This window comes from Microcoleus pseudofavosus SVA1_A4, from assembly GCF_036700565.1.
Classification (GTDB): Bacteria; Cyanobacteriota; Cyanobacteriia; order Cyanobacteriales; family Microcoleaceae; genus Microcoleus.
Map to the genome: position 1 here is coordinate 53,583 of NZ_JAUBPE010000013.1, position 15,243 is coordinate 68,825.

16 protein-coding genes are annotated in these 15,243 nt (G+C 45.9%); 6 read left to right on the plus strand and 10 right to left on the minus strand.

Annotation, left to right across the window (positions count from 1 at the left end; genetic code table 11):
- Nucleotides 1–192 precede the first annotated feature (192 nt).
- The 4 genes from QUA02_RS08205 (at nucleotide 193) to coaBC (ending at nucleotide 4,965) form a co-directional block, all read left to right on the plus strand.
- A complete protein-coding gene (locus QUA02_RS08205) occupies nucleotides 193–2,103 on the plus strand; it encodes an ATP-binding protein (RefSeq protein ID WP_333026599.1) in 1,911 nt (636 codons plus the stop codon).
- Nucleotides 2,104–2,501: 398 nt separating this feature from the next.
- Nucleotides 2,502–3,122 (plus strand): alpha/beta hydrolase, encoded by a 621-nt coding sequence (locus QUA02_RS08210; protein ID WP_333026601.1) that lies wholly within the window; start codon nucleotides 2,502–2,504, stop codon nucleotides 3,120–3,122.
- Between the two features lie 45 nt (nucleotides 3,123–3,167).
- Nucleotides 3,168–3,380, plus strand: a complete 213-nt coding sequence (gene isiD / locus QUA02_RS08215; RefSeq protein WP_106150386.1) for a protein IsiD — start codon at nucleotides 3,168–3,170, stop codon at nucleotides 3,378–3,380.
- A 385-nt stretch (nucleotides 3,381–3,765) separates the two neighbouring features.
- Nucleotides 3,766–4,965: a bifunctional phosphopantothenoylcysteine decarboxylase/phosphopantothenate--cysteine ligase CoaBC gene (gene coaBC / locus QUA02_RS08220; protein ID WP_333026602.1), complete on the plus strand. Its 1,200-nt coding sequence runs from the start codon at nucleotides 3,766–3,768 to the stop codon at nucleotides 4,963–4,965.
- 149 nt (nucleotides 4,966–5,114) lie between these two features.
- Here coaBC and QUA02_RS08225 read toward each other — a convergent pair whose 3' ends face one another.
- Genes QUA02_RS08225 through QUA02_RS08245 form a run of 5 tightly spaced genes read right to left on the minus strand, consistent with a single transcriptional unit; the run spans nucleotide 5,115 to nucleotide 6,918 of the window.
- On the minus strand, nucleotides 5,115–5,504 hold the full coding sequence (locus QUA02_RS08225) for a helix-turn-helix domain-containing transcriptional regulator (protein ID WP_333026604.1): 390 nt from the start codon (nucleotides 5,502–5,504) through the stop codon (nucleotides 5,115–5,117).
- Nucleotides 5,473–5,820, minus strand: coding sequence for a type II toxin-antitoxin system RelE/ParE family toxin (locus QUA02_RS08230; RefSeq protein WP_333026605.1), 348 nt, complete (start codon nucleotides 5,818–5,820; stop codon nucleotides 5,473–5,475). Before QUA02_RS08230 ends, QUA02_RS08225 begins: the two co-directional genes overlap by 32 nt.
- A gap of 4 nt (nucleotides 5,821–5,824) precedes the next feature.
- Nucleotides 5,825–6,193 (minus strand): helix-turn-helix domain-containing transcriptional regulator, encoded by a 369-nt coding sequence (locus QUA02_RS08235; RefSeq protein ID WP_333026606.1) that lies wholly within the window; start codon nucleotides 6,191–6,193, stop codon nucleotides 5,825–5,827.
- Between the two features lie 31 nt (nucleotides 6,194–6,224).
- On the minus strand, nucleotides 6,225–6,602 hold the full coding sequence (locus QUA02_RS08240) for a helix-turn-helix domain-containing transcriptional regulator (RefSeq protein ID WP_333026608.1): 378 nt from the start codon (nucleotides 6,600–6,602) through the stop codon (nucleotides 6,225–6,227).
- The gene (locus tag QUA02_RS08245) at nucleotides 6,574–6,918 is read right to left on the minus strand and encodes a type II toxin-antitoxin system RelE/ParE family toxin (protein ID WP_333026610.1); all 345 of its coding nucleotides are present in this window, start codon (nucleotides 6,916–6,918) and stop codon (nucleotides 6,574–6,576) included. Before QUA02_RS08245 ends, QUA02_RS08240 begins: the two co-directional genes overlap by 29 nt.
- 150 nt (nucleotides 6,919–7,068) lie before the next feature.
- On the opposite strand from QUA02_RS08245, the gene QUA02_RS08250 reads away from it, so the two are divergent.
- The gene (locus tag QUA02_RS08250) at nucleotides 7,069–7,542 is read left to right on the plus strand and encodes a hypothetical protein (RefSeq protein WP_333026611.1); all 474 of its coding nucleotides are present in this window, start codon (nucleotides 7,069–7,071) and stop codon (nucleotides 7,540–7,542) included.
- 84 nt (nucleotides 7,543–7,626) lie between these two features.
- Here QUA02_RS08250 and QUA02_RS08255 read toward each other — a convergent pair whose 3' ends face one another.
- From QUA02_RS08255 to QUA02_RS08275, 5 genes are all read right to left on the minus strand, one after another.
- Entirely contained in the window at nucleotides 7,627–7,962 is a 336-nt protein-coding gene (locus QUA02_RS08255; protein ID WP_333026612.1) for a helix-turn-helix domain-containing transcriptional regulator, read from the minus strand.
- Nucleotides 7,934–8,278: a type II toxin-antitoxin system RelE/ParE family toxin gene (locus tag QUA02_RS08260; RefSeq protein WP_333026613.1), complete on the minus strand. Its 345-nt coding sequence runs from the start codon at nucleotides 8,276–8,278 to the stop codon at nucleotides 7,934–7,936. The genes QUA02_RS08255 and QUA02_RS08260 overlap by 29 nt, the downstream gene beginning before the upstream one ends.
- A gap of 53 nt (nucleotides 8,279–8,331) precedes the next feature.
- Nucleotides 8,332–9,402 (minus strand): aromatic ring-hydroxylating dioxygenase subunit alpha, encoded by a 1,071-nt coding sequence (locus QUA02_RS08265; protein ID WP_333026614.1) that lies wholly within the window; start codon nucleotides 9,400–9,402, stop codon nucleotides 8,332–8,334.
- Nucleotides 9,402–10,088, minus strand: coding sequence for a class I SAM-dependent methyltransferase (locus QUA02_RS08270; RefSeq protein ID WP_333026615.1), 687 nt, complete (start codon nucleotides 10,086–10,088; stop codon nucleotides 9,402–9,404). The genes QUA02_RS08265 and QUA02_RS08270 overlap by 1 nt, the downstream gene beginning before the upstream one ends.
- A gap of 252 nt (nucleotides 10,089–10,340) precedes the next feature.
- Nucleotides 10,341–12,293: an FAD-dependent oxidoreductase gene (locus QUA02_RS08275; protein WP_333026617.1), complete on the minus strand. Its 1,953-nt coding sequence runs from the start codon at nucleotides 12,291–12,293 to the stop codon at nucleotides 10,341–10,343.
- Nucleotides 12,294–12,685: 392 nt separating this feature from the next.
- Between QUA02_RS08275 and QUA02_RS08280 the strand changes: the two genes are divergently transcribed.
- Complete coding sequence (locus QUA02_RS08280; RefSeq protein WP_333026618.1) at nucleotides 12,686–15,061, plus strand: CHAT domain-containing protein; 2,376 nt, start codon at nucleotides 12,686–12,688, stop codon at nucleotides 15,059–15,061.
- The last annotated feature ends 182 nt before the right edge of the window (nucleotides 15,062–15,243 follow it).

Genomic DNA, 15,243 nt, shown 5'->3' on the forward strand with positions numbered 1-15,243 from the left:
TGAAGGAAAAAGGAAGATTTTCCGACTCTCCCCCTCTCCCCACTCTCCCCACTCCCCCTCGGACACTCCCCAAGGCAGAATTGGCCGGAGTATTTGTCTCAACTGAGCAGTGCAATATCTATGCCCGCAGGTAGTATCCCATGCACCGACAATAAAGTTAACGTAAAAAGTTAGCTAAAAGGAGGTTAGAAAATGCTGCAAGAAAAAAGCACCGATACAGCCCGCGTCAATGCTCGAAAAACCGATGTTTTTGATGTTTTCAACTTCAAACACTATATTGGGCCAAACCCTTATTTAGAAACAGCGGCTTTAGTTTTCGATTGGGCGGTGACGGGCGCGAGCGAGCCAAAGCCGATCGCAGATTACCATGCAATTATCGGCGATCGCTACCCGCAACTGCTGCACGAAACTTTCTCGAACCACGCCCAACTGTTCGGCCGTACCTGCTCAGAAGTAGCAAAACTCGACATGGGTTTGCACTTCCAACACTGGAACGTCAAGCCGTTTTCTCAGTTTAACAGAATCAGCATAGAAGCACTTCACGCCCGCAGCGCCAGAGCCGTAGTTTACGCTGTTTGGGATTGGTTTGAAGCGATCGAGCAAAATCAAGATTTCCCCTTGGAAGCACAAATGGGCGCGCTGCAAAATATGTTCCGGCAGTCTGTTTACGGAGGCCCGACAGTTTATTCGTTAATGCGATCGGCATCCCAAAAAGGCATTCCCGCATTTTATTTGTGGGATGAAGGATTGATGCAATACGGGTACGGCAAAAAACTGGTTCGCGGCTCTGCAACTACCTTTGATTCTGACAGCCATTTAGACTCAGATTTTACCACGCGCAAAGACGATTGTAAAGCTTTTCTCGCTACATTAGGATTTCCTGTTCCCAAAGGCGATATTGTCTCCACAGAAAACGGAGCTCTGGCAGTTGCTAGAGAAATTGGCTACCCAGTTGCTATCAAACCAGTAGTCGGTCATAAAGGAATTGGCGTAACAGCAGATGTCCGAGATGCTGAGGAATTGCAGGCGGCTTTTAAAAGAGCAGTTAAGGCAATTCCCGAAACAGCACCGGTGCGAGTAATTGTGGAAAACAGCATCAAAGGATCGGATTTTAGGCTGCTGTGCGTTGACGGCAAATTTGTGTCTGCAACTGAACGCCGGCCCGCTTCGGTAACAGGGGACGGCGACTCAACAATTCGCGAATTGATCCGCCGTGAAAACCGCAAACCCGAACGTTTGGATACGCCAACTTCGGCGATGAGCAAAATTCAGTCCGACGAAGCGATGGAAATGTATCTGGAAGAACAAGGGCTGTCATTGGATAGCGTGCTAGAGGGCGATCGTACTGTTGCTCTGCGCAAGGTCGCCAATCTTTCCGCAGGCGGCGTCAGCATCGACGCTACCCGCACTATTCACCCCGATAACATTGTTTTGGCTCAAGATATCGCCCTACATTTTCGGTTAACTTGTTTGGGGGTTGATGTGGTAACAGAAACTCTCGCCAAATCTTGGAAAACAGGCAATTTTGGGATTCTCGAAATTAATGCCGCGCCGGGAATTTTTATGCACCTAAACCCGGCTGTCGGAGAAGGGGTTGATGTGCCTTCGCATATTATCGAAACTTTCTTTGACTCGGGAAAATCAGCCAGAATTCCGATTATTACTTTCAATCGAATTTCGGTGCACGAACTGCAAGAAACAATCGACCACATTCTGTTGCAGCATCCCGATTGGACAATAGGTGCTGTTTGTCGCGCTGGACTTTTTGTCAACCGTTCTGAAAAAGTTTTGAATAAGAATTACAATCTTAACGTGCAAACTTTGCTGCGCAATCCCAAGCTAGATTTGTTGATTGCTGAATATCCCGAAGATGTTTTGGAAGCTGAGGGAATGTTTTATCGGGGCAGCAATATGGTGGTGCTGGACAATCCGGGGGAAAGCGAGATGATTTTGGTTAGAGAAAGCACTGATGACGATACTGTTGTGGTGAGGGAAGGAAGTAGTATTTCTATTCGCCGCCAAGGGTTGATCGAACAGTACAGTCTGGGGGATGGGGAACCGTTTACGCGGGTTTATTTGAAGGAAATAGGCACTGTTTTGTAAGCAAGGTCGGACACGGCACTGCCGTTTCTTGCGCCCCAAAACGATCGCGCTCTCCCCTGGGATGTAACTATCACCCGATTAATTGTAGGGACACGGCACTGCCGTGTCCTGACTACCCCAAAACGATCGCGCTCTCACCTGGAGATGTAACTATCCCCCGATTAATTGTAGGGACACGGCACTGCCGTGTCTGACTGTGGGTAATATTAATTCCTCTGGCACCGGATTTGATATGAGGTGCGGCGAGGCGCACCCTACAGTTAACTGTTAACAGTTGGAATTATTGGCAAGCGCGTCCTAATTTCGAGTCAAATCTCGCCCAAAACAAATATCTGGGGTTTTACCCGCCGCAACAATTTATAATTTTCGCAAGGCCCGATTACCAATTACTAATTACGATGTCTTTACAATCTATTAGCATTCCGCCAAGAACCGGCAAACCTGTCGCTTTGATTGTCGCTTTGCACGGATGGGGTGCTAATGCGCGGGATTTGACTTCCTTAGCACCGGCTTTCAATTTGCCGGATTATCAGTTTGTGTTTCCCGATGCCCCGTTTCCCCATCCCCACGTAACGGGCGGCAAAGCGTGGTATGACCTTCAAAACAAAGATGCTCGGGGATTGGTAGAAAGCCGGCAATTGCTGAGGGAATTTTTGCTGTCTTTGGAAAACAGCACGGGCGTGCCTTTGTCTCGCACGATTTTAGGCGGTTTTTCTCAAGGCGGAGCGATGACTCTAGATGTGGGATTGACTTTGCCCGCAGCCAGTTTAATTTGTCTGAGCGGTTATTTACACCCGATTTCGCCAGTTGCTGGGAGTGCTTTGCCGCCTGTTTTAATCGTGCACGGTACTCAAGATACTATTGTGCCCGTTAGTGCTGCTGTGCGATCGCGCGACAGTTTGACTGCTTGGGGAGCTGCTGTGCAGTATCGAGAATTCAACATGGGACACGAGATTCTGCCGGAAGTTGTAGATGTAATGCGAAGTTTTGTTGTAGAAACTGTGTCGAAATCTGATTAAAGGCTTAGGATATAGTATGGCGGAAGTCTCGGGCAGGGGAAAAAAATGAAAACTTTAACCAAAGCATCGCGCGATATTGCTGTACTTACTTCTCAGGACGTGGCAGAATTGGCTGTCCGCTTGGAAGTTGACGATTATACAGATCCTTTTGAGGGATTGAATGATTGGCATTTGTTGCGATCGCTTGCCTTTCAGCGGCCGGAGATGGTTGAACCTTATCTCCACCTTCTGGATATGGAAGCCTACGACGAAGCATAGGCTTAAAAATCTAGCTCAAAAATTTCGACAGAATTGAGGAAGAAGTTAACAGCATATTTTGTTGTAAATTGAACAGATGAGTTATGGATTTTTGTCTATTTTCATCTTAACTTCTTTCTTGATTTTTTTTTATGCACAAATGACCGGCCCATCGATCGGGTTTTTGACAAAAATACGGCGTGATGCCCGATAGATATTGGTAAAAAAACAGGTTGATGAAAGTATTTGTGCAAGTCCTGATGAGAAAATGACATCGTTTCCGTTTCTATCGGCATAATAATTTTCGGAGTGCAGTGCGAGCGTCTCGCTCGCTTGCTTATATCTTTTTAGCGAGCGGGACGCTCGCACTATAGTACAATTCCGATGTTACCGGATTTAATATGACATGAAGGGCAGACGAATTTTAATCGGCGTTAGCGGCGGGATTGCGGCTTACAAAGTTTGCGAAGTAGTTTCAACTTTAGCGAAAGCTGGAGCGGAAGTTAAAGTTATTCTTACTGATGCGGCCGGGGAGTTTGTAACGCCTTTGACTTTTGCTACTCTTTGCCGCCATCCTGCTTTTACGGACAAAGATTTTTGGCAAGCAAGTCACGGCCGCCCCCTGCACATTCAACTCGGAGAATGGGCGGAAGTTTTTGTTATTGCTCCCCTGACGGCTAATACTTTGGCTAAGTTGGCGGGGGGTTTTGCTGATAATTTGCTGACTAATACTGTCTTAGCTTCTACTTGCCCAATTTTGCTGGCACCGGCGATGAATACGGATATGTGGGAACAGCCGGCGGTGCAGCGAAATTGGCGGGAAGTGTTGACTTATCGGCGCTATCATGCTGCGAATCCGGGGGCGGGAATGCTGGCGTGCGATCGCGCGGGTGTCGGCCGCATGGCAGAACCTGGTGAGATTTTGCCTCATATTGAATCGCTGTTGTATGCCAAGGGCGATCGAGATTTAGCAGGTAAGCGGGTGTTAATCGGTGCGGGAGGAACGCGGGAACACCTCGATCCGGTGCGGTTTATCGGCAATCCTTCCAGCGGCAAAATGGGCATAGCTTTGGCGCAAGCTGCACTGCACCGCGGCGCGACAGTGACGCTGGTACACAGTATAACTGGCGAATTGCCGCTCTCAGGTGTGCGGGCGATCGCAGTTACGAGTGCACAAGAAATGCGGCAGGCGATGCTGCAATGCTTTCACGATGCGGATTTGACGGTGATGGCGGCGGCGGTAGCGGATGTCAGACCGGCTGAGTACAGCAGTGAAAAATTGCCGAAGCGATCGCTCCCGAATTGTTTGCCTTTGACACCGGTAGCCGATATTGTGGCAGAGTTGGGAAAATTGAAACAGTCGCACCAAAAATTAATCGGGTTTGCAGCACAAACTGGGGATATTGTCAAGCCTGCTTTGGAGAAATTGCGGGCAAAGAAACTGGATGTAATTGCTGCAAACCCGATCGACAAAATAGGTGCAGGTTTCGGGAGCAATACCAATCAAGCAATATTAATTAATGCCGCCGGCAAGCAAGTAGAAATAGCACCTTGCAGCAAACTAGAAATGGCTCATCGCTTGTTTGATTTTGTGAGGGAAGGGTGATATCAATTCCGTTAGCATCGGAATAATATAAACGGAGGACACAGCAGTGCCGTGTCCCTACCACGATCAATTGTAGGGACACGGCACTGCCGTTTCCTCTATATCATAAGGAGTGCAGCCGGAATTGATATGAGGGCGCGATTTACTCATTAACTGGCATTAACTGGTTCGGGCGATAATTCTGATTCCCCAATCTCCGTTGATTCCGAGTCAGCCGACAACTCAATATCTGCGACAGTAATTTCTAGTTTAAATCCTAACGCTTCGAGCAATTCTACCAAACTGTAAATTTCCGAACCGCCGCTTTCAGTCAGCATCTTATCGAGTTTTTCGTGAAGTTCTTTTGCTGACTCCGAAAGAGCATTCATCCTGATTTTAGCCTCAATCACATTTCTGATGGCATTTCTCAAAAGTGCGGGTTCAGGGTCTTTTTCTTCCAAAATAGCCCCGATGTAACCAGCAGCTTCTTCAGCCTCTTTGAGAGATTCAATTAGGTACTCGCGGTAGCTATGACTTGTCGGTGCTTTCACGTCTTTCATAATCTTTCCAGTATGCTATGGCTTGTCGAATATCTTGTTCTTGAGTGCTTTTATCTCCGGCTACCAGGATGACCACCACTGTCAACCCAACTTGTCCGAAGTAGACGCGGTAGCCCGGGCCATAATTAATTCTGAGTTCAAAAACTCCTTCTCCTACTGACTTGATATCTCCGAGATTGCCTTGTTGAACTCGGTCAAGCCTAGACTTGATTCTAACTCTGACATTCCGATCGCGGACGGAATCAAGCCATTCGTCGAAAGGAAATTTGCCATCTGATGTACCGTAACTTGTAATTTCCCTGGGTTGTACTTCCATAATTTTATCGCAGCCGATCGGCAATTTCTATCGTAGGGCGATCGGCAGTACATTCAGCAGACAACTCAATATCAGCCATATTAATTCCTAGTTTAAATCCTAACGCTTCCAGCAATTCTACAAAGCAGAAAATTTCCGAACCACCACTTGCTGTCAGCATCTTGTCAAGCTTTTCATGATGCTGCTTAGCCGACTTAGAAAGAGCATTGATCCTCATCCGAGCCTCAATTACCTTTCTGATTGCATTTCTGAGCAGTTCATGTTCAGGGTCTTTTTCTTCCAAGATAGCCCCGATAAAACCACCAGCGTGTTCGGCATCTTTGAGAGATTCAATTAGGGACTCGCGGTAGCTATCGCTGGTAGGCATTTTCATTGAATTTCTCTCTCGTTGTACTTCCATAATTTTATCGCAGTCGATCGGCAATTTCTATCGTAGGGCGATCGGTAGTACATTCAGCAGACAACTCAATATCTGCCCTATTAATTTCTAGTTTAAATCCTAACGCTTGGAGCAATTCTACAAAACAGAAAATTTCCGAACCAGCACTTTCTGAAAGCATCTTATCAAGCTTTTCCCATTGAAGTTGAGCTGACTCTGATAAATTGTTGAACTTTAGCCGAGAATCTACAACATCTTTGAGTACCATTTGGAGCAATTTAGGTTCATCGCTTGCTTCAGTCAATGTCACCTCGATATAACCTGCTGCTTCTTGGGCATTTCTCAGAGATTCGAGCAGAAATTCTTGGTAACTCCTACTCGTTGGTGCTTTCACGTCTTTCATAGTCTCTCCAATATTGAATAGCTTTGCCAATATCTCGCTCTTGAGTGCTCTTATCTCCACCTATTAGCAGAAGTACAATTGTCAGCCCGACTTGTCCAAAGTAAAGCCGATATCCAGGGCCAAAGTCAATTTTGAGTTCAAAAACTCCTTCTCCGACGGACTTACAATCTCCTAGATTACCAGTCATGACTCGCTTAAGCCTTAACCGAATCCTATTTTTGCCTGTGGTATCCCGGAGCGAGTTATACCAATCTTCAAAAGGATTTGTCCCATCTGCTCTCAGGTAGTTGCGAATTTCCCTAGCTTGTACTTCCATAATTTTATCGTAATTGATTGACAATTCCTATCGTAAGTGCGATGACAGTGCATTAAGTGGGCAAATCATACTTAAGACAGAGGCATTCTACCGACAAAATAGTAAACCTTGTTTGAGGAAACAAAGTTTAAATCAAACAGGGCATTGTGAATGAATTTTAAATCGATCGCAAAAACCAATCTACTATTCGGCAGCCTGATAATTAGCCTCGGATTGCAAGCACTTCCAGCAGCAGCGCAACCAGTCACCGACGCGCAAGTTTCCGCCCTCGTAGAAGCACTGCGACAAGCCGCGCCACCACAAACCACAAATGACGGAATGTACAGTCAGTGGCAAGTTTTACCGAACAATATTTCCCGCTGGGCAAAATTCTGTACCAAACAAGATTTAACACCGCAACAATTTGAGGCCGACGCGACAAAAGCCAAATCAATTGTTACCTGTATCGTGCGCGATTTGCTGCGCGACGAATACAAAGCTAGCAGCAACAATGAATTAACCGCTGTACGCCGCGCCGCTTGCTGGTGGATGACAGGGGAATCCGCAGCTTGCAAAAGTGGCGCAACTGCTACTTTTGCGGAGAAAGTTGTCAAAGTTTACCAGCAGCAGCGTCCTAAAAAGTAAAGTTTGTGCTGGCGGAATTTAGATTTTTTTAACCGCATATACAGGCAGATTAACGCAGATTAACGCAGATGAATTGCGATCGTTTCATTCCCCGATCGCCAATTCATCTTCTTTTAAAGTAACTGTTAGCCTAAATCCTAACGCATCCAATAAGGCGATTAAAGTGTAAATTTCAGAAGCGCCACTTTCCGAAACCATTCGATCGAGTTTCTCGTGATGTACTTTAGCTTGCTTTGAAAGATTGTTCGCCAGCAAACGTGCATCAATTACGTCTTGAATTTCCGCCCGCAGCAGTTGAGAATCCGGTGATTCTGCTTCTAAAGCCACACTCAGATAAGCCGCAGCTTCTGCGGGGTTTTTTAGAGATTCAATTAGTGCGTTCAGCCAGCTATCACTGGTTTGCGCGATCGCGTTCTTCATATTCTGCCCAATACTCCTTAGCCTTGAGGATGTCTATATCTTGAGTGCTTTTATCGCCCCCGCAGAGGAGAAGCACAATTGTTAATCCGATTTGTCCGAAGTAGACGCGGTAGCCTGGCCCCCAGTCAATCCTAAATTCAAAAACCCCTCCTCCTACTGACCGGTAATCTCCCAGATTGCCAAGACTTACTCGTTTCAGCCTATTGTTAATTTTAGCTCTGGTATTGCGATCGCGCAGGGAATCTATCCACTCAGCAAAAGGAACTCTGCCGTCACTTATAATATAACGCTGAATTTCCCTCGGTTGTACTTCCATGATTTTTTTGAAATATACATATTAGCCTGTGCAGGTTTGACTCTGCGACTGAATTACCCATTTTTTGCCTGACTTCTCATCAACTTTTGCACGCTTCCCAAAGCCCGATTTAATTCGTAACTCTTTCTTTCCGAATTCTGCAAAAAAGCCTGTTGTTCTTCTTCAATCATTAACACATCCTGCCGCACCAAACCATCTAATAACTTTTGAGCAGCACCGAACAAACTATCTTTAATAAACCTGCGAAACCAAACAGGCAATTTGTGCAGCCGCCAAAACGCATTTAATGAGGTAAAATGAATTAAATAAGCGCGAGTTGCCGTCTCGCTAACCGGACAAACCAAGCAGTAAATCTTAAAATCGCTCCCCAAAGTTGAAACCCAGTGCGGGTAAACATAACTCACATCCAGGGGTTCCGGGTGCAGTCGGCGCAAGGACTTAAAAAACAACTGAGAAATTGACCAAATTTTATCTATTTTATAATAACTTTGTGCCTGATAGCGAGCAGTTACTTGATGCTCATCTTCTTCTAAAGTATCTAACACCGGATTTGCCCAAGCTTGCCAATCATCGTGCAAATGTCCGTGGTACATATCCATCAAGTTTTCAATTAAAAATGAATAGTGTGCCTGACAGTCGATGACTGAAACAGTGGCAATATAATTGAGATGTTCCCACTCTGGCAAATCCAGTAAATCTATTTTTTCGGCTTGGGTTTCGTCGCCGGGAAACAGCCAGATAAAACCGTTTTGTTCCTTGACTGGATAGGAGCAAATTTTGCAGTTAGGCAGTTGTTGATTTTCTGCTAAATAATCGACTTCAGCGCATTCTCCCCTTGCATTTAACCGCCATCCGTGGTAAGCGCATTCGATTAAGTCTCCTTTAACTTGGCCGTGGCTGAGTTTAACTTGCCGGTGCGGACACCTGTCTTCTAAAGCGTTGATTTTGCCTGCACTGTCGCGGAAAAGCACGATCGCCCGATTCCAGATTTTCGCAGCGACGGGCTTAGTTTGCACCTCCGTGCTGCGGGCTACTGCATACCACCGATCGAGATTAATGCCCAACTCGCGGATGTGAGTTTTTTCTCCCCTTGCAGATACCGATTTTATCGCGTTGTTTTGCATTATAAATGTTCCCAAATTACGCCCATAAAACAACCCAATTTTACAAAATAACAGCCGGGAAAGCAACGACCGTAAATCTTTTTAAATTGCCGTTCTGACAAATACCTGTCGCTGGCTAAATGCTTCAACCACCCAGGCGATAATCTAAATTTTAATAATCTTGAAGCATTGCGAAATCCGTATTGGGAACAGTCGGGAATATAATCTCTCGCAGCACCTACTATGTAGCCTATTGTAGCAGGTGTTTCGACTTCCGATACATTATCTAAAAAAACGACTTTGCCGTGCGGGTTTAATATCTTTTTAATTGATTGGAGTGTGCTGGGCAGATGTTTTAGATGGTGAAAAGTGGAGGCACTAACGATTAAATCGAATTGGCGATCGAGTTCTAAGCTGCTGACATCCATTTGGATGTACTCAATATTGGGTGCGGGGCGTTTTTGACGGGCTATATCTAGCAGTTTTTCTGACAAATCGACCGCCACTACACGATCGTAATACTTGGCTAATTCAAAAGCCAGAATTCCCGAACCGCAGCCAATATCTAATGCTGTACCTTTGCTGGTCGATAGGTTCTTAGTAAAAAAATCGTTCTTGCTTTGCAAAGTGGCAGCGAAATCGTATTCTGTGGCAAAAGCATCAAACATTACAGATTTATTGCGAATTTTCCAGTGACTCTTCAGCATCTATTATTGCTTTATACTCATTCAATATTTTAACCGCAGATGCACCCAGATCGACGCAGATATTTTTTGGGTTCGCAAGCTCTGCTTTTTACCGTCACCGAAACCACACCCGCAAACCGTAACCGATCTGAATTGTTACTAATATTACCAACTCTCCTCAGCAGAGCGATCGCTCTTAATCCTGCGATCGAGGTGTTTGCAGTGAAAACTTTAGCCGTAAAAATCTCAGGACTAAAGTCCTCACTGCAAACCTTAGATTTTCAGCACGCCTTCGGGATTCACCGTCAAGAGCGATCGCCTTTGCAAACCCTCCTGATATAAAATAGCATTAGCCGCCAACAAACCGCTGCTCACCGCCCTTTCCATTAAACCGCAAGGAAACGGCATTTTTACCCAATCTCCCGCAAACAAAAGATTAGGAACATCGCAGCAAGTCTCCGGGCGTTCTGCATAACTACCGGGCGGATATCCAGAGAAATTCTTTTGATTTACCAGTTCCCGGTGCAGCATATTTGCCTCTTTTAATTCCGGTACAATTTCGTACAATTCTTGCTCAAAAGTAGCAAGCAAAACTTCCTGGTTCGGAAATTCTTTCTCCTTGTAACAATAAGCGTGCAACTCCACTACGCTGCCGCCAGTTTTCTGATTCCACTCGATGAACTGATCCTGAATTTTGTGGTAAAGCGTGATACTGTCAGTCAGTTTGTAGCCGGAAAGCGAACTGAAATTGCTGTGAACCCAGGGAAATTCGCGATCGAACCAAAAACGGCACACCGCAAACGGGTCGGCTATTTTCAAGCTCTCAATCCGGCTCTGCACCTGCGGATTCACCTCACCGCTGGCCAAGGTAAACAAATGCTGCATCCCCGGAACATCCGCCGCAAAAACATAGTAATCAGCCCTCAATATTTCTCCCACATTCTGCGGCTGCGATTGGTTAACCGCTGCGGCCAACTGTACCTCATCTGCTTTTTTATCAACTACCTTAAATCGAGGCAAATCCCGCTGAGCAGGCCCGCTCACAACTCGCCCTTCGGCATCAAAAACTGCGCCGTGACAAGGACAGTGAAATTGACCGTCGTTCTGTTTCTGAACAGTGCAGCCTTGGTGAGTGCAGCTCAGAGAAATTGCCTCTTTACCGGATGGTGCTGCGGCAAATACGCTGTCCCCAGCTCCGAAATATTCCGTAGAGTTGCTGTCAGTTAACAGCGCGTTTCGCTTTACCCAAAAAGGTATTTTACTTTGCACGTCTCCCGACTGGTAACTCAGAGAATCAATCTGACCGTTTTCCCAGCGAATTTCACTGACTGCGACATCTGTCAATACTGTGCCGCCTTTGCTTTCAATGGCTCTGGCAATAGGCTGTACCAAACTCGTTCCCATATCTTGCCGCGTGCCGTTGAAGGCCAAACCTTCTGGATTTCCGAAAAAGTAAAAGTGGAAAAATTGCATTAATTCTCCCGCGCTCAATTCGTCGGGAGCGTTGAGGCTGGACTTGGCAAAAGGCAGAAAATATAAGTCATAAAGTCCGCGCGGAAATTCACCTTTTACCCAGTCGGAAACTGATATATTGTCGAGGCGATCGAAAGTTTTTTGAGTTTGAAAACCGCCGATTTCTCGAAACACTTGCCAGTGAGCGGGTTTTGTGAGATTGATTCCCCACTTGAGCCGATTGGGAGAAGATATCCCCAAATCAACTATATTCCAGGGAAAAGCTGAATGGTTGGGACGGAAAACTTCTGGTTTGTATTTGCCGTCTCGAAACACAACGGCGTAGGATTCTAAAGATACAAAGTTATCGGTAATTTCTAGTTCTTCAACCACACTTTTGAGGTTGTAATATTGTGGGAAAAAACCGTGGAAACCGTGTTCCATCATGAAGGTTTCGTTCCCGACTTGTATCGGCCAACTAGCAATTTTGCCGCCGAGTTGGGGCGATTTGTCGAGCAGCGTCACGGCGAAACCCCGCTGGGAGAGTTCGTAAGCACAGGCGAGCCCGGCCAAGCCTGCACCTACAACTGCAACGGTTTTGCGGTTATTCAGCATTCGCGGCAAGTCAAGAGAATCTTGCACAAAAACGGTGGGCTCTGGCTTGGAAAATCGAGAGTAGCCCAGCAGCCCGCCTGCGGCACCGACTCCGAGGAATTTGAGGGCGGTGCGTCGAGAAACTGGTTGGGATAACGGTGAATTGGTTGATTGACTCATCAGCGGTACGCGGTAACGGGCTTTGAACACAAGGACGCCATAAGGCATATATCATAGACCGAAAGCATGATATGTGAAGAAATACTAAGACGCATCCCCCGATCAGCTCGCGATCCTCTTCGAGGGCTTCGCGATCGCACTTGGCACGGTGCGATCGCACACAATGTATACCGTAAGAAGGAAGAAGGAAGGTTTTAGTTATCTACAAGAGAAGGAAGAAGCGATCGACCGCATACTGTAAAATTATCTAAATAATTAACTACATTTACATATCACTTAGGACTGTAGGTGATATATGTCACAATAATTGGATAATAAATTAGGAAAACTGCAAAAAATTTTGGAGTTTTTAACCGCCAATGGCGCCCGTGCCACAATTAAGACAGATGAATATGAAAAAGTGGAAAATTTGGTGTTTATTGGCAGCGTTAACAGCATTTTTGTGCTCTGTGCAAGTACCTGTATTCGCGAAAATTGCCGCCGCTCAAGTCAACGGCAAAACTGAAATATTCCGCCGCCAACTTGTCGCAGCCCAAAATCTACAGTCAGCCGGACTTTACCGCCAAGCTTGCAATACTTTGCTCCCAATTTTAGATTTGGCTGAATTTGATTGTTCCAACTTAATGGACAACCAAATATCTCCGACAGAAAAAGCAATTATTGAAAATTTGCTCAACAGTGAAATCGCCGCATCTGGGTTGAAAATTTTAGGCGATGTATTGCGGCTGACTGGTGCTTTGAACAATTCACAAATCATGTTAAATCGCAGTTTAGCCGCCGCCCAAAACTTGCAGATCGATTCGGCTGTCAGTGCTGCGTATCTCAGTTTAGGAAACACTCAGCGAGCTTTCGGCAAGCGGCAACAAGATATCAAGAAGGATGCTCGGCCTAATTATGACCGAGCTTTAGATTTTTACGAAAGGGCGATCGCCTCTTCTGGGCAAACCGAACAGTTACAAGCTAAATTAAATAAACTGAGCCTGCTTGTGAGCAATCTCCCCGACTCAGATATCGGCAATTTGTGGCAACAAATCAAGTCAAAAGTTGACAATTTGCCCGCCAGTACGCAATCGATTTACGATCGCATCAACTTTGCCGAAAGTCTCGCTTGCTTGACAGTGCAAGTCATCGAGCCGCACCTCGATACAATGAAATGGCCTTTCCCGCCCGCAGTCAACCGCTGTGCGATCGAATCCCCGCGTCAAAATATCGAACAACCCGCATTAATTTATGTTGCTCAACTCTTGGCAACGGCCGCCAATGATGCTAAAAAATTAGGCAATTTGCGGGCAGAATCTTATGCCAAAGGCAGTCTGGGCGAATTGTATGAAGTCACCGGGCAGATATCCGAGGCTAAACAATTAACCAGTCGAGCTTTAGGCATTGCACAGTCGATCCAAGCAGCGGATATTGCCTATCGGTGGCAGTGGCAGTTGGGAAGATTGACGGTGAAAAGTAAGGGAGACGCAAAAAGTGCGATCGGCGCGTATCAAGCATCAGTTGAAACACTCCAATCACTGCGAAAAGATTTAATTGCCGTCAATCCCGACGTGCAGTTTTCCTTCCGAGACAACGCCGAACCAGTTTACCGCGAACTCGTAGATTTACTCTTGACAACCGAGGCAAACACTCAACCAAATCCCGCAAATCTCGAACAAGCAATTACACAAATAGACGCGCTGCAACTGGCAGAAATCGAAAATTTTCTGCGGTGCAATGTTTCGGTTTCATTGCCAATAAATCGCATAGCCAACAAGCAAGCCGCTTTGATTTATCCAATCATCCTAGAAAACAGAATAGCAATTATTCTCCAAGTTTCTGGACAGCCGCTAGCATATTACGAAACTCCTGTTTCTCGAAAAACACTAGAAACAGCCCTGCAAAACTTGCAATCAAACTTGAGAGAACAGGGAAAAACTCACAAGGTAATAGCTGAATCGCAGAAACTGTACAAATGGTTGATCGAGCCGCTAGAACCACAACTCAAGCAAAACCCTCAAATTCAAACATTAGTATTTGTACTGGACGGAAATTTGCGCAATATACCGATGACAGTGCTTTACAACGCGAAAACCGAGAAGTATTTAGTAGAAGATAAATATGCGATCGCCATTTCGCCGCGCCTCGAACTTTTTGCACCTCAACCGCTACAACAAAAACTAAAAGTCTTCGTCGGCGGCATAGGTGAACCGCAAAACATTGACGGTAAAAGCTTTGAAACCATCCACAAACTCAGAGAAGAATTAGAGGGGATTACCAAGAAAGTTCCCGCCAGTAAACCTTTGCTAGACACAAACTTTACCAAAGCCAACATTCAGAATCACTTGCAAACAGGCAACTTTTCAGCAGTGCATCTCAAGACTCACGGCGAATTCAGTTCAGATCCAGATGAAACTTATATTGTCGCTTACAAACAACTCCTCAAAGGTCAAGATATCGCCAACTTAATCGAAACCGAAACACCCGAGCAATCAAATAACATTGAACTGCTAGTTTTGAGTGCTTGTCAAACAGCAGCAGGAGACAACCGAGCAGTTTTAGGACTTGCAGGAATTGCCGTCCGTGCGGGAGCTCGGAGCACTTTGTCTACCTTGTGGGAAGCGCGGGATGCACCGAATACCGAACTGATGTTAAAGTTTTACGGTGAACTGTCGAAACCGGGAATGACGAGGGCAAAAGCGCTGCATATTGCACAGCAATCGCTGTTTGAAAGATATCCTGCGCCTAACATTTGGGGCACATATATTTTGGTTGGTAATTGGTTGTGAATTATCGGGATTTATGTCATAGTTTTTGGAGTTATATCAATTCCGGTTGCGCCGGAATGATAAGCGAGGACACGGCAGTGCCGTTTCCCTACGCCAGATGAATTGTAGGGACACGGCACTGCCGTGTCCTGATTTCGGGTAATATGAATTTCGATGCCACCGAAATTCATATTAGTAGGGTA

Bases quoted from the DNA above. Each gene is read 5' to 3' on its own strand.
- QUA02_RS08205 (WP_333026599.1), top strand. From the start codon at position 193: ATGCTGCAAGAAAAAAGCACCGATACAGCCCGCGTCAATGCTCGAAAA.
- QUA02_RS08210 (WP_333026601.1), top strand. From the start codon at position 2,502: ATGTCTTTACAATCTATTAGCATTCCGCCAAGAACCGGCAAACCTGTC.
- isiD (WP_106150386.1), top strand. From the start codon at position 3,168: ATGAAAACTTTAACCAAAGCATCGCGCGATATTGCTGTACTTACTTCT.
- coaBC (WP_333026602.1), top strand. From the start codon at position 3,766: ATGAAGGGCAGACGAATTTTAATCGGCGTTAGCGGCGGGATTGCGGCT.
- QUA02_RS08225 (WP_333026604.1), bottom strand. From the start codon at position 5,504: ATGAAAGACGTGAAAGCACCGACAAGTCATAGCTACCGCGAGTACCTA.
- QUA02_RS08230 (WP_333026605.1), bottom strand. From the start codon at position 5,820: ATGGAAGTACAACCCAGGGAAATTACAAGTTACGGTACATCAGATGGC.
- QUA02_RS08235 (WP_333026606.1), bottom strand. From the start codon at position 6,193: ATGAAAATGCCTACCAGCGATAGCTACCGCGAGTCCCTAATTGAATCT.
- QUA02_RS08240 (WP_333026608.1), bottom strand. From the start codon at position 6,602: ATGAAAGACGTGAAAGCACCAACGAGTAGGAGTTACCAAGAATTTCTG.
- QUA02_RS08245 (WP_333026610.1), bottom strand. From the start codon at position 6,918: ATGGAAGTACAAGCTAGGGAAATTCGCAACTACCTGAGAGCAGATGGG.
- QUA02_RS08250 (WP_333026611.1), top strand. From the start codon at position 7,069: ATGAATTTTAAATCGATCGCAAAAACCAATCTACTATTCGGCAGCCTG.
- QUA02_RS08255 (WP_333026612.1), bottom strand. From the start codon at position 7,962: ATGAAGAACGCGATCGCGCAAACCAGTGATAGCTGGCTGAACGCACTA.
- QUA02_RS08260 (WP_333026613.1), bottom strand. From the start codon at position 8,278: ATGGAAGTACAACCGAGGGAAATTCAGCGTTATATTATAAGTGACGGC.
- QUA02_RS08265 (WP_333026614.1), bottom strand. From the start codon at position 9,402: ATGCAAAACAACGCGATAAAATCGGTATCTGCAAGGGGAGAAAAAACT.
- QUA02_RS08270 (WP_333026615.1), bottom strand. From the start codon at position 10,088: ATGCTGAAGAGTCACTGGAAAATTCGCAATAAATCTGTAATGTTTGAT.
- QUA02_RS08275 (WP_333026617.1), bottom strand. From the start codon at position 12,293: ATGAGTCAATCAACCAATTCACCGTTATCCCAACCAGTTTCTCGACGC.
- QUA02_RS08280 (WP_333026618.1), top strand. From the start codon at position 12,686: ATGAAAAAGTGGAAAATTTGGTGTTTATTGGCAGCGTTAACAGCATTT.